This is a genomic window from Dyella sp. (assembly GCF_036384435.1).
Taxonomy (GTDB): domain Bacteria; phylum Pseudomonadota; class Gammaproteobacteria; order Xanthomonadales; family Rhodanobacteraceae; genus GSA-30.
Map to the genome: position 1 here is coordinate 41939 of NZ_DASVMI010000080.1, position 22180 is coordinate 64118.

22 protein-coding genes and 3 pseudogenes are annotated in these 22180 nt (G+C 58.7%); 20 read left to right on the top strand and 5 right to left on the bottom strand.

Annotated features, from left to right (window positions below):
• Window positions 1–117 precede the first annotated feature (117 nt).
• The 4 genes and pseudogenes from VF436_RS07570 (at window position 118) to VF436_RS07585 (ending at window position 3210) form a co-directional block, all read left to right on the top strand.
• Window positions 118–1203, top strand: a pseudogene (locus tag VF436_RS07570) (DUF932 domain-containing protein).
• Window positions 1200–1417 (top strand): annotated as a pseudogene (locus VF436_RS07575) (DUF2274 domain-containing protein). The pseudogenes VF436_RS07570 and VF436_RS07575 overlap by 4 nt, the downstream one beginning before the upstream one ends.
• Before the next feature lie 139 nt (window positions 1418–1556).
• Window positions 1557–2294 carry a type IV toxin-antitoxin system AbiEi family antitoxin domain-containing protein gene (locus VF436_RS07580; RefSeq protein ID WP_330903398.1) on the top strand — a complete coding sequence of 246 codons (738 nt, stop codon included), beginning with the start codon at window positions 1557–1559 and terminating at the stop codon, window positions 2292–2294.
• Window positions 2291–3210 (top strand): annotated as a pseudogene (locus tag VF436_RS07585) (nucleotidyl transferase AbiEii/AbiGii toxin family protein). The gene VF436_RS07580 and the pseudogene VF436_RS07585 overlap by 4 nt, the downstream one beginning before the upstream one ends.
• A 287-nt stretch (window positions 3211–3497) precedes the next feature.
• Here the strand turns inward: VF436_RS07585 and VF436_RS07590 are convergent.
• Window positions 3498–4430 carry an AraC family transcriptional regulator gene (locus tag VF436_RS07590; RefSeq protein WP_330903399.1) on the bottom strand — a complete coding sequence of 311 codons (933 nt, stop codon included), beginning with the start codon at window positions 4428–4430 and terminating at the stop codon, window positions 3498–3500.
• 125 nt (window positions 4431–4555) lie between these two features.
• On the opposite strand from VF436_RS07590, the gene VF436_RS07595 reads away from it, so the two are divergent.
• A complete protein-coding gene (locus VF436_RS07595; RefSeq protein WP_330903400.1) occupies window positions 4556–5644 on the top strand; it encodes an aldo/keto reductase in 1089 nt (362 codons plus the stop codon).
• A 321-nt stretch (window positions 5645–5965) separates the two neighbouring features.
• On the opposite strand, the gene VF436_RS07600 is transcribed toward VF436_RS07595, so the two are convergent.
• Window positions 5966–6880, bottom strand: coding sequence for a LysR substrate-binding domain-containing protein (locus VF436_RS07600; RefSeq protein ID WP_330903401.1), 915 nt, complete (start codon window positions 6878–6880; stop codon window positions 5966–5968).
• Between the two features lie 97 nt (window positions 6881–6977).
• Between VF436_RS07600 and VF436_RS07605 the strand changes: the two genes are divergently transcribed.
• The 10 genes from VF436_RS07605 (at window position 6978) to VF436_RS07650 (ending at window position 14624) form a co-directional block, all read left to right on the top strand.
• On the top strand, window positions 6978–8117 hold the full coding sequence (locus VF436_RS07605; protein ID WP_330903402.1) for an alkene reductase: 1140 nt from the start codon (window positions 6978–6980) through the stop codon (window positions 8115–8117).
• A 47-nt stretch (window positions 8118–8164) separates the two neighbouring features.
• Window positions 8165–8938, top strand: coding sequence for a glucose 1-dehydrogenase (locus VF436_RS07610; RefSeq protein WP_330903403.1), 774 nt, complete (start codon window positions 8165–8167; stop codon window positions 8936–8938).
• A gap of 47 nt (window positions 8939–8985) precedes the next feature.
• The gene (locus VF436_RS07615; protein ID WP_330903404.1) at window positions 8986–9813 is read left to right on the top strand and encodes an SDR family NAD(P)-dependent oxidoreductase; all 828 of its coding nucleotides are present in this window, start codon (window positions 8986–8988) and stop codon (window positions 9811–9813) included.
• A gap of 551 nt (window positions 9814–10364) precedes the next feature.
• Window positions 10365–10823: a MarR family transcriptional regulator gene (locus VF436_RS07620; protein ID WP_330903405.1), complete on the top strand. Its 459-nt coding sequence runs from the start codon at window positions 10365–10367 to the stop codon at window positions 10821–10823.
• Complete coding sequence (locus VF436_RS07625; protein WP_330903406.1) at window positions 10820–11635, top strand: NAD(P)-dependent oxidoreductase; 816 nt, start codon at window positions 10820–10822, stop codon at window positions 11633–11635. The genes VF436_RS07620 and VF436_RS07625 overlap by 4 nt, the downstream gene beginning before the upstream one ends.
• Before the next feature lie 174 nt (window positions 11636–11809).
• Window positions 11810–11947 (top strand): hypothetical protein, encoded by a 138-nt coding sequence (locus VF436_RS07630; protein WP_330903407.1) that lies wholly within the window; start codon window positions 11810–11812, stop codon window positions 11945–11947.
• 304 nt (window positions 11948–12251) lie between these two features.
• The gene (locus tag VF436_RS07635; RefSeq protein WP_330903408.1) at window positions 12252–12422 is read left to right on the top strand and encodes a hypothetical protein; all 171 of its coding nucleotides are present in this window, start codon (window positions 12252–12254) and stop codon (window positions 12420–12422) included.
• Between the two features lie 350 nt (window positions 12423–12772).
• Complete coding sequence (locus VF436_RS07640) at window positions 12773–13093, top strand: helix-turn-helix transcriptional regulator (RefSeq protein ID WP_330903409.1); 321 nt, start codon at window positions 12773–12775, stop codon at window positions 13091–13093.
• A complete protein-coding gene (locus VF436_RS07645; protein WP_330903410.1) occupies window positions 13086–14345 on the top strand; it encodes a type II toxin-antitoxin system HipA family toxin in 1260 nt (419 codons plus the stop codon). Before VF436_RS07640 ends, VF436_RS07645 begins: the two co-directional genes overlap by 8 nt.
• Window positions 14346–14459: 114 nt before the next feature.
• On the top strand, window positions 14460–14624 hold the full coding sequence (locus VF436_RS07650; RefSeq protein WP_330903411.1) for a hypothetical protein: 165 nt from the start codon (window positions 14460–14462) through the stop codon (window positions 14622–14624).
• Window positions 14625–14705: 81 nt separating this feature from the next.
• Here VF436_RS07650 and VF436_RS07655 read toward each other — a convergent pair whose 3' ends face one another.
• Window positions 14706–15659: a LysR family transcriptional regulator gene (locus VF436_RS07655; RefSeq protein WP_330903412.1), complete on the bottom strand. Its 954-nt coding sequence runs from the start codon at window positions 15657–15659 to the stop codon at window positions 14706–14708.
• A gap of 111 nt (window positions 15660–15770) precedes the next feature.
• On the opposite strand from VF436_RS07655, the gene VF436_RS07660 reads away from it, so the two are divergent.
• The 3 genes from VF436_RS07660 (at window position 15771) to VF436_RS07670 (ending at window position 19237) form a co-directional block, all read left to right on the top strand.
• On the top strand, window positions 15771–17090 hold the full coding sequence (locus tag VF436_RS07660; RefSeq protein ID WP_414649827.1) for an SGNH/GDSL hydrolase family protein: 1320 nt from the start codon (window positions 15771–15773) through the stop codon (window positions 17088–17090).
• A 3-nt stretch (window positions 17091–17093) separates the two neighbouring features.
• Window positions 17094–18206, top strand: a complete 1113-nt coding sequence (locus VF436_RS07665) for an alkene reductase (RefSeq protein ID WP_330903431.1) — start codon at window positions 17094–17096, stop codon at window positions 18204–18206.
• Window positions 18207–18568: 362 nt separating this feature from the next.
• Window positions 18569–19237, top strand: a complete 669-nt coding sequence (locus VF436_RS07670) for an alpha/beta hydrolase (RefSeq protein ID WP_330903432.1) — start codon at window positions 18569–18571, stop codon at window positions 19235–19237.
• A gap of 240 nt (window positions 19238–19477) precedes the next feature.
• Here VF436_RS07670 and VF436_RS07675 read toward each other — a convergent pair whose 3' ends face one another.
• Complete coding sequence (locus VF436_RS07675; RefSeq protein ID WP_330903413.1) at window positions 19478–20287, bottom strand: alpha/beta hydrolase; 810 nt, start codon at window positions 20285–20287, stop codon at window positions 19478–19480.
• A 125-nt stretch (window positions 20288–20412) separates the two neighbouring features.
• Between VF436_RS07675 and VF436_RS07680 the strand changes: the two genes are divergently transcribed.
• Window positions 20413–21441, top strand: coding sequence for an AraC family transcriptional regulator (locus tag VF436_RS07680; protein ID WP_330903433.1), 1029 nt, complete (start codon window positions 20413–20415; stop codon window positions 21439–21441).
• Here the strand turns inward: VF436_RS07680 and VF436_RS21685 are convergent.
• The gene (locus VF436_RS21685) at window positions 21345–21626 is read right to left on the bottom strand and encodes a helix-turn-helix transcriptional regulator (protein ID WP_414649825.1); all 282 of its coding nucleotides are present in this window, start codon (window positions 21624–21626) and stop codon (window positions 21345–21347) included. The genes VF436_RS07680 and VF436_RS21685 overlap by 97 nt on opposite strands.
• Between VF436_RS21685 and VF436_RS07685 the strand changes: the two genes are divergently transcribed.
• Window positions 21571–22179, top strand: a complete 609-nt coding sequence (locus tag VF436_RS07685; protein ID WP_330903414.1) for a glutathione S-transferase family protein — start codon at window positions 21571–21573, stop codon at window positions 22177–22179. The genes VF436_RS21685 and VF436_RS07685 overlap by 56 nt on opposite strands.
• Window position 22180: the final 1 nt, after the last annotated feature.

The following is a 22180-nucleotide window of genomic DNA, read 5'->3' on the forward strand; positions in this document are numbered from 1 at the left end:
GCCAACCGGGTTCCTCGTGCCAACCGCACAGAACAGCCGAAAGGCTGGGCTCCGAATCTAGGAATCCGGTGTGCGGTGTGAACAGCAAACCCCTTTTTCTTTGTCAGGAGAAATGCCATGCAACTCGCATCCCGCTTCGCTTCCCGTTCGCCGGTGCTGCGTTCGGAACGTCCCTTGTTTGATGACCAAATCCGAGCCGTAGCCCCTTCCATCTTCGCGGACGCCCCGCACGAAAGCCGCTCGCAACGATACAGCTACATCCCCACCGCCACGGTGCTGCAAGAACTTCGCGGCGAAGGCTTCGAGCCGTTCATGGTGTGCCAGACCCGCGGGCGGCAGGACGACCGCCGCGACTACACCAAACACATGATTCGCTTGCGCCATGTCAGCCAGATCAACGGACGCGAAGCCAACGAAATCATCCTCCTCAATTCCCATGATGGAACGAGCAGCTATCAGATGCTCGCCGGCATGTTCCGGTTCGTGTGCAGCAATGGCCTTGTCTGCGGCGACACCGTGGCGGACGTGCGCGTACCCCACAAGGGCGACGTGGCCGGGCACGTCATCGAAGGCGCTTACGAAGTCCTGCACGGCTTCGACCGCGCGCAGGCATCCCGCGATGCCATGCAGTCGATCACGCTGGACAGCGGCTAGGCGGAAGTATTCGCCCGCGCGGCGCCGGCGTTGAAGTACGACGAGACGACGCCCGTGCCCATCACGGAATCGCAAATCCTGCTGCCGCGCCGTCACGACGACAGCCGCCGCGACCTGTGGAGCGTGTTCAACCGCACGCAAGAAAACCTCATCAAAGGCGGCCTGTCCGCCCGTGCCGCGAATGGTCGCCGTCAGACCACGCGCCCGGTGCAGGGCATCGACCCGGCCGGTTATGCGGGCCTGGAGGACGGCGTGGACTGGCATTGGGGTCGTATTCTTGTGGGTGCCGCGTTGTCCACAATGCTCGGCGTCGGCTCCGAGCTGGCCGTCTCGAACCAGGGCAGCGCCAACGGCAATACGGTCATTGCGCTGCGCGACAGCTCGCAAGACACGGCCAATCAGGTCGGCCAGGAAATCACGCGCCGCGACCTCAGCGTCCAGCCGACGCTGACGGTACGCCCGGGGTTTCAGGTCAACGTGATGGTGAACAAGGATCTGGTGCTGCGGACGTATCAGCCGCTCTTTGTGCAGCAGGGACCGATGCAATGAGTGCGACGCGCAAGCTGCGGCTGGGACCGGTGCCAAAGAAAACGAAAGCATCAAGCTGACCTTCGTGTGTCCGGCCACGCTCTAGGCGGACCTCGACCGCTATGCAGCCATGCACGCGCAGACCTACGGTGAGGCGGTCGATGCGACGACGCTGATCCCGCACATGCTGGAGGCGTTCATCGCGGGGGATCGGGGGTTCAGACGGGGTAGGTGAGACGACGCCCGACAGGCCCCGCGCGCGGCTGTGCCGAAGGGGTGAGAATTTGGAAAAGTTGTTATTGTCGCATCTAGACTACGATTGGATGCGCCATCTCAAATTGGCTTCTGCTTGGAAAAGTTGTAGAAATCGTCGTATGGCTACGACTACCAAAAGCAAATTAAATGCTCTCTACACCCGGCTGGCACCGGGAACGCCGCTGACCTCGGAGGACTTGGCGGCGTTGGGCATCTCTGCCGATCTGGCCGTCCACTACGTTCGGGCTGGCTGGCTCACGCGCTTGGCCCGCGGGGTGTATAGCCGTCCGAACGACACTCCAGCCCTCGATCCCAGCCTGCTACTGTTGCAGCGCCGGTTCGAGGGACTGCATGTTGGTGGCAAGTCGGCGCTGGACTGGTATGGCGTGCGCCAGTACGTGTCGCAGCAGCCGATGCTGCGCCTGTACGGCTGGATGGCAGCGCGTCTGCCGGAATGGTTCACCGAACGCTTCCCGGCCGAGTACCACCGCAAGCGCCTGTTCGATGAGCAGCCGGACGCCTTGCTGCACGTTGGCCCGTTCGAGCAGCGCAGCGCGGCACCGCAGGTCTCGGCGCCGGAGCGCGCATTGCTGGAACTGTTGAGCGAAATCGGCGCGCGCCAGCCGTTGCAGGAAGCCCGCGAGCTCGTCGAGAGCGCGTACAGCCTGCGTGCCGATGTGCTGGGCGAGCTGTTGCAGCACTGCACGAACGTCAAGACCGTGCGGCTGTGTTTGCAACTCGGCCGTGAGGCGTCATTGCCCTGGGCGGCGAAGCTCGACCCAGCCACGTTGCCGACGGGCAGCGACCGGCCCTGGGTGTCCCGATCGACCGACGGCTTGTTGGTGCTCAAGCCATGAAACAGACCTATCTCGATACCGCACGCCTGCTGACGCAGGTGGCACCGCTGGTTTTCGTGGACGATACCTTTGCCTTGAAGGGCGGTACGGCCATCAATCTGTTCGTGCGCGATATGCCGCGCTTGTCGGTCGATCTTGATCTGGTCTTTCCCGACCACACACTGCCGCGCGACGAGGCGCTGGAACGCATCAACGAGGCTGTCCGGCAAGCTGCCGAGCGGTTGATGAAACGAGGGTTTCAGACGCATGCGCCAGCGGCAGCGGCAGGCGAAACAAAACTGCTGGCCGGCGCGATGCCATTCAGGTCAAGATCGAAGTGAACTTCGTGATGCGCGGGACGGTGCGACCCGTGGGCCGCGCTGCGCTTACGCCAGTCGCGCGCGACGTGCTGATGGCCGATCTGGAGATTCCGGTGGTGTCACTGGAAGACGTGTATGGCGGCAAGCTGGTGGCGGCGCTCGATCGGCAACATCCGCGTGACTTGTTCGACGTGATGCAGCTCTTTGCGCATGAAGGCATCACGCCTGGTATCCGGCGCGCTTTCGTGGTCTATCTGTCGAGCAGTAACCGACCGATCCACGAAGTGCTGTTCCCGCCATTGCGGGACATCCAACATGACTACGAGCACAACTTCCAGGGTATGACGAGCGAGCCAGTACCACTCGATGCGCTGCTTGCCGCGCGAGAACGCATGGTGCGTAAAATTCAGCAGGGCCTGGACGACAACGAGCGTCGCTTTCTGCTGTCACTGGCTACCGGCGAGCCTGAGTGGCCGCTGTTGGACATTGCCCATCTCGAACACTTGCCGGGTATCCGCTGGAAGCTGCACAACTTGGCGCAGTTGAAGCAGACCAATGCGAAGAAATTTTCCGAGCAGGCCGACTTGCTCGCCACACGGCTGTCTGCGTTGCCCTAAGCGCTGATTGATGATAAGTCGGCGCCTCGCAGATGGCTCTGTTTCCCGCGCCAGCAAATGGCGTGTTTTTCTGACTGTAAAAGCGACGGTAAAGACCTATGTCGATCACAGCGAAACCCTTTAACCATGCGGGTCCAGGCGGTCTGTTGATGACCGAGTGGGAAACCTCGATGCATGCCGACGCACACCGGGCCGGTAAAGGTGCCGAGCATGTGCTGAAATTCTGCCGGGCAGAATCGAAGGCCGTGGGCCGGTGAGGCGGCATTTTCCAAGTGGCTGGCACGCGGCTAAATGGTTTTCTGATTTTGCCCTGCTTCTCTTATTGTTTTTACATCTCGCATCGGCGGTGCCCCGAACAGGCGACGATATTCCCGAATAAACTGAGTGGCACTTTCGTAGCCGACCTTCAGTGCCACCATGCCTACCTCCAGTTCCTCCTCCATCATCAGGCGGCGTGCCTCATGCAGGCGTAATTGCTTTTGGTATTGAATCGGACTCATGCCCGTGAGTTCATTGAAGTGGCGGTGCAGTGTCGACACACCCATGCCCGCCTTTTCGGCCAGTTGCTCAATCCGCAGGCGCTCACGGAAGTTTGCGTTTAGCCATTCAATGACCGTGGCAACCCTGTGGCCTTGCGACCCTAGCCGGACGATCCTTCTCAACCTGGCACCGCCGGGTCCAGACAGCAGGCGATAAAGGATCTCTTGATGAATAAGTTTGGAAATAAAGGCAATATCGCCGGGACGTTCCAGCAATCGCACGAGACGTGCCACGCAGTCCAGCATCGCTGGATCGAGTTTGATCACAGCAAGGCACGTATCGCCGGGCGCATGGCTCGGTGTGTCGATATCGATCTCTGCCATGACTTGCCGGGCAAGATTCAGATCGAGGTCGATACGCAGTGCGGTATAGGGACGATGTGGACTTGCATCGGGAATCGCGATGATGCTGGGCAGTTCAACAGCCGTCAGTACAAAATGGTTTTCTTCGTGAAAAATAACACTATCCCCGTTCGAAATACGCCGGCTGCCTCGCACGCATATGCACAAGCATGCTGCGTCGACTTGAGCTGTCGGGGGAACTGGAGTTGTGATACGTGCAACGCTTAACCCAGGTACGGGAGTGCTGTGCCCGTGATGTAGTGCAGCAAAGCGTGCAATGACGGCTTCGATCTCATCGCGCTGACGCTCTGCGGGATTAGCCGGATAGGGGCGGGGCATGGCACGTCCACAGTGTTTCAAGCCTCACAGCTTGCCAGACGCTTGCACCATTGGCGACCTGATCCTCTCTCTGTAGAGAGGATCAGGCAGTTATTCGGCAAGATCGGGCTACCGGATTTGTGGCGATGAAACGTACGCTCTCGGTTAGTCATATCTATCCCCTGATTGGAGCGCAGATGAAATACAACCGCTTGGGCAATACGGGCCTCTTCGTTTCCGAGCTGGCGTTCGGCGCGATGACGTTTGGAGACAACGCCGGGTTCGAGTCCATGGGAGGGCTTGGGCAGGACGATGCGAACGCGATGGTGCGGCGTGCCTTCGAGGCTGGGATCAATCTCTACGACACCGCTGATTTTTACGCGCTTGGAGACTCGGAACGCTTGCTCGGTGAAGCCCTGCGAAATCTCGGTGCAACGCGAGATAGCTATCTGATCGCAACCAAGGTGTTTGGCCCGATGGCGAAGGGGCCGAACGGGGCAGGCGCCTCGCGCGGACACATCATGGACTCGGCTAAGGGCAGTCTCAAGCGGCTGGGCATCGATCACATTGATCTTTATCAGATTCACGGCTTCGATCCCGCGACGCCCATCGAAGAAACTCTGCGTGCACTTGACGATCTTGTGCGGCAAGGACACGTTCGATATGTAGGCGTATCCAATTTCGCAGCTTGGCAGCTTACGAAGGCACTGGGCATTTCCGAAAGACTCAACATCACGCGGTTGAGTTCGCTGCAAGCCTATTATTCCGTTGCAGGGCGCGATCTGGAGCGCGAGATCACGCTACTGCTCGAAAGCGAAGGTGTCGGCCTCATTGTCTGGAGCCCGCTGGCCGGCGGGTTCCTAAGCGGCAAGCAGGCCCGCGGAGAAGGGGTTCCCGAGGGTAGCCGTGATTTGAACGCTCGTCCGCACATTGATTACGATCGGGGGTTCAACATCATTGATGTATTGCGTCCGATTGCCGAAACGCATGATGCTTCGGTCGCTCAAACCGCGCTCGCTTGGCTCCTGCACCAGAAGGTGGTGTCCAGCGTACTGATTGGAGCCAAACGAATGGATCAGCTAGAGGACAATCTCAAAGCTGCCGACATTACGTTCACTGAAAAAGATTTGGCTGCAATCGACGACGTGAGCAAGCTCCCTGCAGAATATCCTGGCTGGATGCTGGCGATGTGGAGCGCCATTCGTGCTGGCCAGTTGGCCGAGTCCAAGCGTTGATATTGCTACCTTCGTTGTCACTTGAGGCACGCGGAGTCAATCCCTGCTGCTTAGGAAATCCGCCCATTCATCGCACGCGGTCAAGCTGCTGCCGATTTCCGGCCGAATTGCGAAGGGTCTCGATGGCGTGCAGCGAGCCCTATGTCGCTACTAAAAATCTCTTGCCCATCTCGAAGCGCGCTTACTGTAATGAAGAGCTTCCAGAGTTACCTTCATTTGGTTCAACTGCGGTGGCGTGCTTCCCGGTAATCGTTACTCTTGCCCGAACCTGGAGGACCCGTCACAGCATTAGGCCAATATTGCCGAAAACTGGCCGTCGGGTCATTTCGACTTGGCGGTCAATATGAGGGCGGTGAACTCGCTGGCGATTCGGGCTGCAACGAAGTCCACGAAGACCCGCAGCTTCGGCAAAGGGTATTTGCTAGCCGGCCACAGTAGGCTGATCGATCCTCGCTCCTGGCTTTGCCCGGCCAGTAATTCCACCAAGTGTCCTTCGCCAATCGCACGCCGCACCGCAAAGGATGGCAAATACGCGATACCGCGCCCCCGCAATGCAAGGTCCAGTAGAGGGCTCATCATGTTGGCCGTGATCGTCACCGGCAATTCCGTGTCGGCGTCTAGGGGCCAACGCATCAACCTGCCAGTTTCCGGGTAGCGGTGGCGTAAGCATCGATGCCTGTGCAGGTCTGAAGCGTCACGTGGCTTCCCATTTGCTTCAACGTAAGCAGGAGACGCCACAAAATGCCAACCGAAACTTCCCAGCGACCGATGTGAAAGACGGCTATCCTTTGGTTCGCCCGAGCGGATGACGGCGTCGAAACCTTCATCAATGACCTCGACGAAGCGATCACTGATGTCGAGTTCAAGTTCGATCTGGGGATACGCCACGGTGAATTCCGACATTAACGGCAGCAGCAATGTCGGCTCGACCGGGACACTAACCTTGAGGCGGCCAGCGGGGGCTGCGCCGGCGTTCCCCAGTTCGGCCTGAGCGGCCTCCACCTCGCCCAGGATGCGGCGGCAGCGATCTAGAAACAGCAGGCCCTCGTCCGTGATCGTGATGGAGCGCGTCGAACGGTGGAACAGTCGCACGGACAATTGTTCCTCCAACTTTTGGATCGCCTTGCCTACCGCCGAGGGGGTCAAGCCAACGGTTTGGCCGGCAGCCTTGAAGCTGCGCTTGTCAGCGGCATGCACGAAGGCGCGCATGGCGCCGAGGCTCTCAATCATCGCCATGGAGGAATTTTGCTCCGTAGTGAAAGTAATTAAAGAAAGTTTTCTTATATCACATGGGCATCTAGAGTGACGTCGTGTTCATTGCGAGGCACCTGTGATGCCTGACCTTTTCAGTCCATTCGATCTTTCCGGCCTTTCCTTGCCTAATCGCATCGTCATGCCGCCGCTGACGCGGTCACGCGGCCCTGACGATGCAGCGACGGAGCGGGTCGCCCTTTACTACGCCCAGCGCGCGAGCGCAGGCTTGATCATCGGCGAAGGCTCACCGATCTCGAACGAAGGCCAGGGCTACCTCTACAACCCTGGCATCTTCACCCCGAACCAGATCGCCGGCTGGCGTCTAGTGACCGACTCTGTGCATAGCGTTGGCGGGCACATGTTCCTGCAGATTTGGCACGTCGGTCGCATTTCCCACACATCGATACAGCAAGGCGGCCAGTCACCCGTCAGTTCCACCGCTCGCGGTGCGGAGGGGGCGATGGCATTCGGACGCAATGCCGACGGCGAGGTGGGGTTCCTTCCGGCATCCGCGCCACGGGCACTGGCGACCGACGAGATCGGCAGGGTAGTGGCCGACTTCGTGCAAGCTGCTCGGAACGCCATGGACGCCGGCTTCGACGGCATCGAACTTCACGCCGCCAATGGTTATCTCTTCGACCAGTTCCTCAATCCGCTCGTCAACGACAGGACAGACCGTTATTCGGCCGCCACCATGGAGGGACGGCTGAGGTTCACTCTCGAAGTCGTGGACGCCGTGTGCGCCGCAATCGGTCCTGCGCGCGTGGGGATCAGGTTGACGCCGTTCGGCGTCATCGGCTCCATGCCGATCTTCCCCGACAGCGAGGCGACCTACATGGCTCTGGGGCGCGCGCTTGGCGAACGCCGAATCGCCTACATCCATGTCATGGATCAGACCGGGTTCTTCAATACGCCCCAAGGCCAGCGCCCGACCAGCGACGCTATCAAAGATCTGCTTCGCCAGTGGCGGACGGCCGCACCGGGCATGGCATTGATACTTGATGGCGGTCTCACAAAAGCGCGAGCCACCCAGTTGATCGAAGAGGGCGTGATCGATCTGGCCGGCTTTGGCCAACCGTTCATCGCGAACCCTGATTTGGTTGCTCGACTGCGCCACAACTGGCCTTTGAGCCCTGCGGACCGAGCTACCTATTACACGGGAGGTGCTCGCGGTTACATCGACTATCCGCCTTATCGCGCGGATGCGGCGCGAGCCTGAGGCGGGCTCAACCGCCCATATTTAATGTTCAACGCAAAGGAATCATCATGCCACGTTACGAAGAATTCAGAGGGCGCGTCGCGCTGATAACGGGAGCGGGCTCCGGCATCGGTCAGGCCGCGGCACTCGCATTTGCCAGCCAGGGCGCTCGTATCGTCGTTGCCGACGTGAATCTCGATGGGGGTCAGGCCACTGTTGGGCGTATTTGCGATTCGGGCGGCGAAGCGATCTTTATCCAGACGGACGTAAGCGACGCGACGCAGGTCGCGCGACTAGTTGACGCTGCCGTGCAGCATTATGGGAGCCTCGATGTCGCCTTCAACAACGCCGGGATAACACAGAATTCGCAGCTTCTGGCCGACCAACCTGACGACACCTACGACCACGTCTTCGATGTCAGTGCGCGTGGACTCTGGTTGTGCATGCGCGCCGAGATCCGCCAGATGGTCAAGCAAGGTCGAGGCGCGATCGTGAACATGGGATCGATGTCGAGTGTAGTTGGCATCGGCGGACTGAGTACCTACACCGCTTCAAAGCACGCCGTCCTAGGCCTGACGCGTGGCGCCGCCCTGGATTACGCCAAGCAGGGCATCCGCATCAACGCCGTTGGACCGGGAACCATCGATACGCCCATGATCGAGCGCTTCATCGAACTGGCCGGTTCGGACTCGGTGATGGATCCGATCCGCTCGGCCCATCCGGTAGGCCGTACCGGCCGGGCGAGTGAAGTCGCGGAGGCCGTGCTGTGGTTGGCTTCGGACGCGTCGAGTTTCGTCGTTGGTCACATGCTTATGGTCGACGGCGGCTATTCGGTGCAATGAATACTCTAGCGCCCTGACGGCGCCTTTTTGGAATGAGGACCGAAGACATGAAAACCTGGTTCATCACTGGAGCCGCTCGGGGCCTTGGCCTTGAAATCGCACGAGCGGCTCTGGACACTGGCGATCAAGTCATTGCGACGGGTCGTGATCCTGATCAAATTTTGCGCGCCTTGCCAAGCTATGGGGATCGCCTGCATGCGGTCCGGCTAGACGTCACGCATGATACGGCCGAAAGCATTGCCGCAGATGCGGCCCGGTACTTCGATGGCGTGGACGTGCTCGTGAATAATGCCGGGTACGGCCAACTCGGGGCTTTCGAGGAAGTCACTCGTCAGTCGGTGGAAAAGCAATTTGCCACCAACGTGTTCGGGGTCTTCGATGTCACCAGGGCCATTCTGCCAATTATGCGTCGCCAGCGCTCAGGTCACATCCTGACCATAGCCTCGATCGCAGGCATCGAAGGCTTCGAGGGTTCATCGATCTATTGCGCCACGAAGCACGCTCTTTCCGGATGGTCGGAGGGCGTCGCCAAAGAGGTCGCGACCTTCGGTATTCAAATGACGTGCGTCTATCCGGGCCGCTTCCGCACCGACTTCCTCGATGGCAGCTCGGTTCGCTATGGCGAGATCGTTATCAATGACTACGCTGCTTCTTCAGACGCCCGCCGCAGGGCGCTTGATAACGACAACCATCTGCAGCAGGGTGATCCCGCCAAGTTTGCACAGGCAATCTTGAAGTTGGTCATGAGCAGCCAGCCCCCGCTTCAGGTCGGCGCTGGCTCCGATGCCTACGCGGTGTTCCGCAAGAAGGCTGCTCAACTCCAGGAAACTGCCGAGCAGTGGAAGTCGCTCACGCTCTCGACCGACTTTGAGTAACGAATACTGCGTCGATTCGTGAAATGGACGCCGTCTGCCGCTTGGAAATTTTGGCCGGCAGTGTGCCAATGAAGCGCCGATACCCAGGCTGATGGCCTCCCACGGTTTTAAGTAGCGCGAGATTTGGGTCCAATCCCGTAACCGACGGTGATTGCAGGTGAAGAAGCGTTTTACCGAAGAGCGGATCCTTGGTTTCCTGCGCCAGGCCCCAACCGGTGTGCTTAACATCAAGCCTGCGTCCAAGATTCATAAGGCTTTCGACCGGGAAGGGATATACGTGACGGTATCGCCTGGGGGTGCCGTCACGTGCCGCTATGCTGCCGCATCAACTGCTGACGCGAGACGCGGGCGATCGGTCGTTATGGGCGCGTCGCTAGCCACGTTCGAGCATGTGAATCGCCCTCACGATGTGGCCGGCCGATCGACTTGGCACGTCGATCGGTGGTTTTACGAGCGCCCGTCAGTTGTGCCTTCACGTGGACGACGCCTGGATGCTTGACACTGGTTAGGTACCGAACTAAATTGTTCGCTAGCTAACCAAATCGCATGTCATGACTAGTTCAAACCACAATTCGGCAGGTGCGTGGGCGAAGAAGTACTACCTCGCAAGTCGTGCTGTCCTTGACGCAACCTTGCGCCCCTATGACCTTGGCGCTTCTCAGTGGTATGTGCTGTGGCACCTCATTCATGACGGGCCGATGGCGCAACGCGATCTGCTTTCCCGTCTACAAATCGAGAAGCCAACGCTGAGTGCCATTGTTTCCGCTTTGGTACGAAAAGGACTTGTCGCACAGGTAACCGATCCGCAGGACCTGCGTCAGAAAATTCTATCGATCACCGCAGCGGGCCGGGTCCTCTGGAAAAAACTGCCCGACCCGATTGACCTCATCCTCAAGACCGCCTTCCAAGGAGTCGCTGAAGATGATCTGGCAACAGTCGTGCGAGTGCTGAGTCAAGGCACTGAACGGCTTAATAACCTTCTCCCATCTCAGAAAGGTAGAAAATCATGAGCATTCTTGTCACCGGAGGTACTGGCCTCGTCGGTGCCCGTCTTCTGCCCCGTCTTGTCGCAGCCGGATTCGATTGCCGCGCACTCGTCCGCCCTGGCAAGTTCGTGCCCGCCGGGGTGACAGCGGTCGAGGGCGACATTCTTGATCCATCGTCGTTGAAGGCTGCTATGCAGGGTGTTGAGACGATTGTCCACCTTGCAGCAGTTTTGCGAACGCAGGAGGCCGAACAGATTTGGAAGGTCAATGTTGATGGCACGCGGAATCTGATCGAGGCCTCCAGGGAATATGCCCCAAAGGCGCGATTCATCATGGCTAGCACCGGCCTTGTCTACAACGAAGATGGCCCGGGCCCCTCCCGGGAAAGCGATGAAGTCGCACCGAAGCGGGACTATCCAGCCAGCAAAGTCGCGGCCGAAAAGCTACTGCGCGAAAGCGACCTGAACTGGTCGATCCTGCGATTTGGATTTGTCTATGGCGACGATGATGGACATATCGGTCAGATACCTCACATCGCCAAGTTTCTGAAGTTACATCCGGCCAATCGGTTGAGCATGATTCATCACCGCGATATCGCCACCTTCGTGAAATTGGGAGTGAGGGGGGCGCTGGACGGTCGGATAATCAACGTGGTGGATGAGGCGCCGATGACCATTCTTGAATTGAGCGAGATAGCTGGCGCTCCGATGGAAGTAACCACCACGCCGCTGACCAATCCATGGTCAGGCGTGATGGACGGATCGCTGGCGCGAAGCTTGGGCTTTACGCCCGAGATTCGGACAACCTACCAAGCCCTCCAGGAAGGTGTGGTTTAGTAAATCGTGTATCCACACTCGTTTATCGGGAAGTGGGATGCGACCCAATCATGAAGCGTCAATGCAGCATGCGCAGGGAAGACCTGCGCAGAGAACGCCCAGAGGTATCACCCTGGCCGGCAAGGTCGGGAGTGTGGGCCGAAATAGTCACCGCTGTTTTCCAGGCTTTGGCATATGAGCAGGCAGACATGGGCCTGCTCGGCCGGCATCATCCTGGTCAACCTGTGGATCGATGATCTGGGGCGAAGGCGCCATGGCTTTGCGGGTCTGACTCAGCAATCAGGCTTTTCTTTCCAATCTCTTGGCCTGTAAAAGAGCACAGGATCGCAAGGCCATCGACAGACCATCTTTGTTATCCGCTCTCCGGCCTGGCTGTCCTGGGAGAAGATCCTAAGCGCGGAGAAAACTTGAAGATGGGTAGAAAAGAGACGTTGGGGTCGGCGAATGTCAAAGCCTTGCTCGCCGGGTTCGATCATGCTGCATTGGTCGGGCCTGGTGCGCGATCTTTATAGCGTCAACCAGGACAACCAGACGGTGGTGCATGCGCGCCTCGGATTGGGCGGTGATGTATTGAAGCCCTATAAGGCAACCATGGATCGTTGGGCTTTGGCCCGGCATGTCCAAAGGCCAGGACATCTCCATCGCTAAAGCCAAGAAAGCCATCACTGATTACAAGAAGGCTGTCGGTCAACCGGAAGGGCTGGCTGAATTGATGGTGTTCTTTTGCGAGCGGGCCATGGGTTTCAGCGATGATCTTGGCCTGGACGATGAGGGTTATCTGGGGTGAAGCTGTTCGGCCAGGCGTTGAAGGTTATCGAAGCCTTGCCCCAGGATCGCAAGCCGCCACTTTGGATGTTGAGCAGCATTGAATTCGACGTGCTTTGCCAGTCGACGACAGACCCAGGCTTTCGCGTCTTGTCTGCTGTGGCTTTCGCGCGAGGTGCAACCGCTTGTCCTCATAGCTTTACGGCGCTCTACCGCTGGCTCACTTGCGTCGGATTAAATCCAATATATTGTGTCTAAGCTTCGATATGGGGCGATAATTCACAAGATAAAGGATTTATTTTCCTTGAAGGATGGGGCCTTTAACTCTATAATTTTGTGAGTTAAGCGACGTTTCGGGGCTTAGTACACATCATGTTGGATTTAAGCTTTAGCAAGCCAAGTGAGGTCGTCAGGCGTCTGTGCGCTCGTTTGCGCACAGAGCGTCTGGCCCTGAGCCTGACGCAAGCCGACCTGGCCGGGCGTGCCGGTATTGCGACCAATACGGTGTCCAATCTGGAAGCCGGGCGTAATGTCGGCTTCGAGGCCTTGGTTCGTGTTGCGATGGCGCTTGGTCGAGTCAAGGAGCTCGAAGGCCTGTTCCTGCCAAAGCTGGACAGCATTGAGGACATTAAGCGCTATGAAAGCGCCGCAAGTCGCGTCCGGACAAAAAAGAAGAAGTCCGACCATGCTTGAAAGAGTGGATGTCTTCTATCAGGGCTGGGGGGAGCGATGGCATTGGGGCACACTGGTCACGACGACCGCAGTGACCGGTCGCCCGCTGACTGTGTTTCAGTACAGCCCGGAGGCCAAGCGAAGAGGCCTGGAATTATCCTCGTATACGCTGCCGCTGGAGGGAGCCCAATTGCGGCGTGGCTTCCCAGACCATCAATGGCAGCTGCCCGGGCCTGTCTATGATGCCTTGCCGGATGGATGGGGCATGCTGCTCATGGATCGCATGTTCAAGCGCCGTGGGCTCGCTCCGGCGCGTATGGGTGCCCTCGAACGGTTGGCCTATGTCGGTAGCAACGCGATGGGCGCCATGACGTTCGAGCCTGTAGTACCCGAAGGCGCCGAGCCTGACGTACACATTCCATTGGAGCAGCTAGCTGCCGACGTGCAGGAGGTACTCGATGGAGAAGGCGGAGAGTTCTTGCAGGCGTTGCTATCGGTAGGGGGCTCGCCCCAAGGCGCAAGGCCGAAGGCGCTGGTCTATCGCGATCCGCAATCGGGCGGGTTTACCACGGCCGTCAGGCCCGGTTTCGACGCTTGGCTGGTCAAGTTTCCTGCTAAAGGCGAGCATCCTGAGGTGTGTGCCATCGAAATGGTTTACGCTGAATGCTTGCGCAGGTGCGGTATTGAGACGGCGCACACGCTGTACTTCAGTTTGCCTGGCGGGCTCGCCGCGTTCGCCAGTAAGCGCTTTGATCGCCACGCTGGAATGCGCGTGCCGATGCAGAGCCTTGCCGCGTTTACGGGGGCCAACTACCAGATGCCAGGGGCATTGGATTACGTCAGCTTCCTGCGGGCAACGCGGATATGTACCAATGATGTGCGAGAGATGAGGGTGGCCTTCGAACGCTGCGTCTTCAACGTTGCATTCAACAACAGGGACGATCATCCCAAGAACTTCGCGTACATCATGGCGCCGGAGGGCCATTGGAAACTGGCCCCCGCTTACGACGTGACCTTCTGTGAGGGCCCTGGTGGATATCACCAGATGGACGTCATGGGAGAGGCGCTGTCGATCTCTCGTGCGCATGTACTTCGACTTGCCGAGGAGGCCGAAGTGCCCCGGGACGTTGCGAGCGTGATGATTGACGGCATTTGCGACGTGGCGAGCCAATTCGCAGTCCTCGCCCAAGCTATGTACCCGCAGGACATTACCCAAGAGACCTTGCGCACGATCCAGCGCCGCATCGACCAGAACGTAGCTTTACTCCGCTAGAGTCACGGGCGTGTTTGCCTTGGAACGCACAACCGGCATCGGGTATTGAGCAATCATCGCGCACTATGTTGAACTCGCCGACATGCCGACAACGCACATGTCGGCAGCCATGTCGTGCAGATCCCGCCGCAGGTGGCGAGAGTCGTAGTCACCATGGACTCCGACGATATCCAGTTCGTCAAGGCTGAGCAGGTTCTGGTGCGGTTCGATAGAACCGATGCCGAATTCGTGCCACGAAAGGTCGAAAGCCCATGGGCCGCGCTCATGCGCTGGACATGACCCGGACGGTAACGCACTGATCGAGCAAAGCCCAGCGCGCACAGTTCAGCTGCGGCTGTGAACGGCGCGTGCCTCAGCTATTTACGCAAGGTGATACCCGCGCTTCGTTACCATGGCTCGCGCTTGGCTTTGACCGATATTGGCCCGCTCTGCCAGAAAATCCAGGAACGCTCGCACGCGCACCGGCAGGTGGCCGCCTTGGCCCACGTAGACAGCGTGAACTTCTTCGACATCGCCTGGATTGCAATCTTCAAGCACCGGCAGCAGTCGTCCGGCGGCTATGTCGTGGCGAACCTGAAAGGCAGCCAGGCGCGCCAGCCCCAGGCCAGATAAGGCCAGATGGCGTAAGGCTTCGCCATCGCTGGCTTGCGCATTGCCAGTCACCGGAAACAGGATGTCTTCATTGGCATATCGCAGCGGCCAGCCGGATTGCGCTCGCACGTAGTTAGCGCCCAGGCGATTGTGTGCAAGCAGATCATCCGGCGTCGTTGGCATGCCGTAGCGAGCGAGGTAGCCTGGAGCGCCCACGATCATCATGCGTGTGCTCCCCAACTTGCGCGCCACCAGGTTCGAGCTTTTCAGCGGGCCGGCGCGCACGGCTATATCGGTACGTTGCTCCAGGATATCGATGACCTCATCGGTCAGCACGATATCCAACGTCACGTCGGGATGACGTTCCAGAAACTCCGATGCCAGAGGCAGCAGGAAATGATGCCCGAAGGGGACATTGGCGTTAACGCGCAGGCGCCCGCGGGGTGCGGCGTGTTCGCTCGCGCATCGCTCAGCTTCTTCCAGATCAGCCAGGATGCGCACACCGCGTTCGTAGAACACACAGCCTTCCGGGGTGAGTTGTAGTTGCCGGGTGGACCGATTCACCAGGCGCGTACCAAGGCGTTGCTCCAGGCGTGCAACGAGTTTGCTGACAGCTGAAGGCGTCATGCCACAGGCTCGGGCCGCAGCGGAAAAACCGCCCAACTCGATCACGCGCACGAAGACTTCGAGTTCGCCAGATCGATTGACTTCCAGACGGGCCACATCCTCTCCCTCGGTGATTTCAATTCATAACTTCTGTTCCTTCGGGCAGTCTACTCTGACTTGGTCTTTGAATTCATTATTCCCCTATCAAAGGCTAATGAATTCACTGAAATGAAAAAAACCAAGAACTTGGTGTCCCCCGCCTCGGCTGTATTAGCCCTGGCGTTAACGGCGGGGACCTCCATGACTGCCGTGCTGGCAGCCGATTCACCGGGGTGGGTGGCCACTTGGCAGGCTAGTCCCCAACCCGTCTGGGGATCGGATTTTTTGTTTCCCACGAACGTTCCGTCAATTTTGCACGACCAGACTGTGCGTCAAACGGCCCGTATCAGCCTGGGCGGCCAACGCCTGCGCATCGTGCTTTCCAATGCATATGGCAAGCAAACGTTGGTCATAGGTAAAGCCATGGTCGGGCGAGTCGAGAAAGGGAGTGGCATGGTCGCCAACGGACCGCGCGTGGTGACATTCGGAGGCCGCGAAACGGCGATGATTCTTCCGGGTGCTTCGATGATCAGCGACCCTGTTGCTTTGCCTGTGCCTGATCGGTCACAAGTGGTAGTGAGCATGTATTTGCCGAACCCGACCCCGGTGAGCACGTTCCACTGGGATGGTCGGCAGACGGGATGGATCGTGGCGGGTGATCGGAGTTCGCAAGTCACGCCGACGCAGGCAGATAGTGCAAGCCACAGTACAACAGCCCGATTGCTGTTGTCTGGCATCCAGATAGAAACAAGCCAGGGCGCGCGAACGATCGCCATATTGGGTGATTCCATTACCGACGGCGCGGCAGCGAGCCTCGACAAGGATCATCGCTGGCCGGATTTCCTGGCAGCCAGGCTGGCTCCGCATCATGTTGCAGTCGTCAACGCAGGCATCTCCGGAGCACGCCTGTTGTCCGACGGAATGGGCGTCAACGCACTAGCCCGATTGGATAGGGACGTGCTGGCGCAACCGGGGGTACGCGATGTCATCGTGATGCTGGGCATCAATGATATTTCCTGGCCAGGCACCTTATTTGCACCGAATGCGATGCCTCCATCGCTGGACGCGATGACGTCGGCCTATCGTCAACTGATCGAACAGGCCCATGCCAGAGGGGTACGCGTCATCGGTGCGACGTTAACGCCGTTTGAGGGCGCGTTGCCGGGCACACCGTTGGACAACTATTACCAACCTGAGAAGAACGCGCTGCGCCTGCAGGTAAATGACTGGATTCGTCACAGCGGCTCATTTGACGCGGTCATCGATTTCGATGCGTCGCTGCGCGATCGTGCATATCCAACTCGCATGGCTGCGCGCTACGACTCTGGTGATCACCTGCATCCTGGCGATGAAGGGAATCGCGCCATGGCCGATTTCATCGATCTCGATGTCTTGTTACCAGGCATTGGTGCGGCAGATACCACTGCCCAGAACTTGCAGGAGCGTTGAGTGATGCTGTTCACCCCGTTTCATTTGGCCGGCCTTGAACTACCCAACCGCATCGTCATGCCGCCGATGACCCGCTCGCGAGCTGGAGCTGGCAATGTGCCCACTGCATTGATGGCGCAGTACTATGCTCAACGTGCATCGGCCGGCCTGATCGTCAGCGAGGGAACCCAGATCAGCCAGCAAGGCCAGGGCTATGCGTGGACGCCGGGCATTCATTCCGCCGCGCAAGTGGCCGGCTGGCGTGGTGTGACCGATGCCGTCCATGCCGCCGGCGGGCATATCTTCGCCCAACTTTGGCATGTCGGGCGTATTTCCCATGTTTCGCTGCAACCGGGCTGCGCTGCGCCCGTATCGTCTTCATCGTTGATCGCCCATGGCGTCAGGGTGTTTATCGATCCCCACGGAAAGGGGCCTCAAGGGGGAGTCGGCGACATGGTGCAACACTCGATGCCGCGAGCGCTTTCCGAATCGGAAATCGGCGACGTGGTCAACGATTTCGCCACCGCCGCCCGCAACGCCATAAAAGCCGGTTTCGATGGCGTGGAATTACATGCTGCCAATGGTTATCTCATCAACCAGTTCATCGATTCCCAGGCCAACAACCGCAGCGATGGTTATGGCGGTTCGTTACCCAACAGGCTGCGCTTCCTTGGAGAAGTCACCGAAGCGGTGATTGCGGTGATCGGTTCAGGGCGTGTCGGTGTTCGACTGGCTCCTCTCACCACGCTGCAAGGCGCGGTGGATGACACGCCACAGGCCACTTATCTAGGAGCGGCCAGCATGCTCGATCGCCTCGGTGTGGCATATCTACACATTGCCGAGGCCGATTGGGAAGATGCCCCCGAGATGCCTGTGGCCTTCAAGGAAGCGCTGAGGCTGATTTACAGCGGGGCGCTTATTTATGCGGGAAAATACACCCTGGAACGTGCCGAAGCGGCGTTACGTGATGGCTGGGCCGATCTGATCGGCTTCGGTCGCCCTTTTGTTGCCAATCCAGATCTGCCGGCGCGCTTACTCAACAACGTGCCGTTGGCCATCCTCGATTCGAAGCATTTGTTCGGCGGCGATGCCGAGGGCTATACGGATTACCCCGTGGCGACGCGACCTGTTGTTTAGACGACCTTAGGCTGACGGACATCCATATGCCCTTTTTGGGACTTTATCTAGATGAGGAATGCGGGGCCGTACGAATAACATATGCATAGCAAGCTGATGATGGATTTGCTCGCTTGCTCGTCTGTTGCCTATGCCTTGAGCGATTGATAGAATGAACTCGCTTTCAAAACGCCCTCCCGGTTCGCCGGGAGGGCGTTTTGTTTTGGTTCCCTCAGCAAAAAAGGAACCACGCCATGAAAGCATTCATTGGAACTGTCTGCGGATCAGGCACCACGTTGGGCTACGTGCTCCATGGCCAAGGCCCCGATCACGTACTCGTCTTGCACGATTGGCTGGGGGATCACTCCAGCTACGATACCCTCATGCCTTACCTGGACGGCGGCGCCTTTACTTACGCTTTCGTTGACTTGCGAGGCTATGGGCAATCCGCAGGCTTGACCGGCGAATTTACGGTGAGGGAGGTCGCCAGTGATTGCCTGCGGCTTGCCGACCATCTTGGATGGACTGATTTCCACGTGATAGGCCATTCCATGACCGGCATGATGACGCAACGCATCGCGGCCGATGCGCCGTTGCGCGTCAAGAGTGCGATCGCGGTGTGTCCTGTATCCGCTGCCGGTAATCGCTTGAGCCCGGAGGCCCGGACTTTTTTTGAAAGCGCGATGCAAGACAATGAAGCCCTCGCGCGATTGTTCAAATTTGTCACCGGCGGTCTGTGCGATACGTGGATCGATCGCAAGATAAGGCAAAATCGCGAAACGGTAGCATCCGCTTGCCGGATCAAATACCTGGACATGCTTGTCACGGCAAATTTTGTCGATGAGGTTCGAGGCCTTGAGACGCCATTCCTGGTGCTTGTTGGTGACAAGGACCCAGGACTTGATGCCTCGGCCATGGAGCGTACGTTTCTCGCGTGGCACCCCAATGCGCAACTACAGGTCATTCCCAACTGCGGCCATTACCCGATGGAGGAATGTCCGCCGTATTTGGCGACGGTTATCGAAAGCTTCTTGAGGCAACATATCGACTGATGGGAATGCCGGAAAACCTCGCGTCGAAATGGTCGTTCCGGCGTAAACCGGAATCTAGCGTCTCTAGCTCCATCGACGCCAGGTCACTTATGCTTCGGCATGCGTCGGCAAGATGGATAGGGCGGATTTTTAGAGATTCCCCGATGAATCCAGAACCTGTGCGGGCATGACTTTCGAGCTCGGGAATGTCCGCCATGGATATGTCGCATGCAGCCGCAAGGCTGCATGCAGTCGGGTTTCTTAGCTTTGAGGTTGCTTGTGGCCCATGGCGGGCGACACGGTTCCAGCCAGGGAGGCACAAAAGTCCTGGACTGCTTCGGCGGTCCGTTCGGGTTGCTCGACCTGGGGCAGGTGGCCGGCGTCCTCGATCAACTTGAACAGGGTGCCCGATATGTGTCGCGCATAGTCGCGGCCATAGGCCGCAGTGACGATACGATCATGATGTCCCCATAACACGCATGACGGTACCGCAATACTCGAGAGCCGCGCGGCAAGCGTTGGATCATGCATGAAAGGTTCCCCGGCGTACGACATCAACTCGCGCTGATTGGCTTGCCTTCGCGCGGCGGCCTCTGGGCTGGGTAGTGGAACCCTGGCGGGGTTGGCGAATGAGAACTTGATCAGTTCCTCAGGCGGCAGGGATCTTGGATCCATGATTGGCCCGGTACTATCGTCTGGTTTGAGCCCGACAGCGTTGATCAGCACGATGCCAGCTACCGCTGATGATTGTCGGATGGCCATTTCCGCAGCAATCCAGCCGCCTACCGAGTTACCCACTACGATCACGTCCCGAAGCTTCAGCACATTCAGCAGCTCGATGTAGCAGTCCGCCAGGTCCGCGATCGTCCGCATCCAGGAGGGGTGCTCGGTCGCGTCGAAGCCCGGGTGCGTTGGCAAAATCAGTTCGAATCCGTTGAGCGCATTGAACATGGGACGCATCGAATCCGGGCCGGCACCGCCGTGCAAAAGAAGCAATGGTCTGCCACTGCCTTTGCGGTCAAGCGAGAGATGGATGGCGCCGGCAGGCAGCTCAAGCATCGGGTGGTTCATAGGGATATCTCCTGGCCATGCGCTGCCTGGGTTTGGGGTACGGCAGTGGATGGGGCATACGATAGAGTCAGGAGGGCGAACGGAAAATATCGTAGAGTTCGCATATGCTTCGCAGGCGTCCGGAAATGGTCGATCCTCTTTCAGACATCCTTTCGCTGCTCAAGCCCCGCAGACAGGGTTCGGGCGTTGTTGATTTGGGTGGCGATTGGCAAATGCAATGCCCGGCTTTTCGCGGTGTGCGCTGTTATGCCATCAGTCGGGGCGAGTGCTGGATCATGGTGGAAGGCCTCGATGCCCCCGTGCACCTGACTCGCGACGATTGCCTGCTGCTGGCAACCGGGAGGCCTTTCCGGATGGCAAGTGCGGCGGAACCCTCGGGGCGTTCGACTTCGGCACCGTCGATGTTTTCGCATGATCGTATTTTGACGGTGAACGGAGGCGGTGCCTGTGTGCTTATCGGCGCGCACTTTCATCTGGATGATGTGTATGAGCGTCTTTTTTCCAGCGCGCTTGCGCCGCTCGTTGTGGTGCGAGACCCCGGTCAGCGCGAAGCGCTGGGCTCGGCGCTCAAGGGACTATGGCGAGAACTGGAAACCCCGCAGCCGGGCGGACGGCTGGTTGTCGATCATCTGAATCAGATGATGTTGATCTTCGCGCTCAGGCTCTACGTGAACAGTCAAGTACAACGTCCGACAGGTTGGCTGGCTGCACTGTCTGACAAGCGAATGGTCAAGGCGTTTGCCGCCATGCATGCATCTCCTGAGCAGTCTTGGACACTGCAAGCCCTGGCAAGGCAGGCCGGCATGTCTCGCACACTCTTTGCCGAGTGTTTCAAGGCGCTTGTAGGCACGACGCCGATGGCCTATCTCAACCAATGGCGCATGGCCGTTGCTGCCGACCATATCCGTACGTCGCACATGCCAGTGGGTCAGGTGGCTTTGGCGGTCGGCTATGGTTCTGGCCCGGCATTCAGCACCGCGTTCCGCAAGGCCTTCGGAGTGTCTCCCAGCGAATATGCCATGCATGACGCCGAGTTGGCTGGCATGGAGAAAACCAGCTACGACTCAAGCGAAACCGGCATACCCCTGACGGCTGTTGGCGAGAAGCCAAAGCGCTTCTTGAAGCGTACCGAGAAGCGGGAGGCTGATTCGTAGCCTACCTGATAGGCAATGTCGGCGACCGGGCGATCGTTGATCTGCAACAACCTCAGGGCGGTGGTCATGCGCACATCGATCAGGATGTCATGGAATGACTGCCCCTGATCGGCGAGCCGGCGCCTGAAGGTGGCTTCGCTCATCGCGAACGACTGTGCCAGGCATGAGATCCGGTTTGTCGACATCTACGCGCAGCCGCATGTGCTTATCGACGATGGAAAGGCATGGGTCAGCGTCAGCCCTAAAAATGCCGTGCCTGCACTCAGGTTGGATTTGGGAGAATGGCTGACCGAGATAGGCGTCATCTTGCAATACATCGCCGACCGTGCACCGGAATCAGGCTTGTTGCCGGAGGCGGGGAGCATGGCGCGTTATCGCGTCCTGGAGTGGTTGAGCTACGTGGGATCGGATGTGCACAAGACCATCGGGCTACTCTTTCATCCGCTCATGCCCGAGGCTGCCAAGGATATTCGCAGGCAGAACCTTCATCGCAGACTAAGTTACATCGAGCAACATCTCGCGGATCTGCCTTATTTGACGGGCGAGCGCTTTACCGTGGCCGATGCCTACCTGTTCGTCATGATCGGACGGCGACCCTATTTCAAGTTCGACCTGTCACCGTATCCGAACGTTTTCAGGTTTCATGCGAGGGTTGCTTCGAGGCCTTCCTTTGCATCATTCCTGGGCCTCATCGAGCCCGTGCTCGACAAGGTAAGGCTTCCAGCATTTCCTCGTTGAT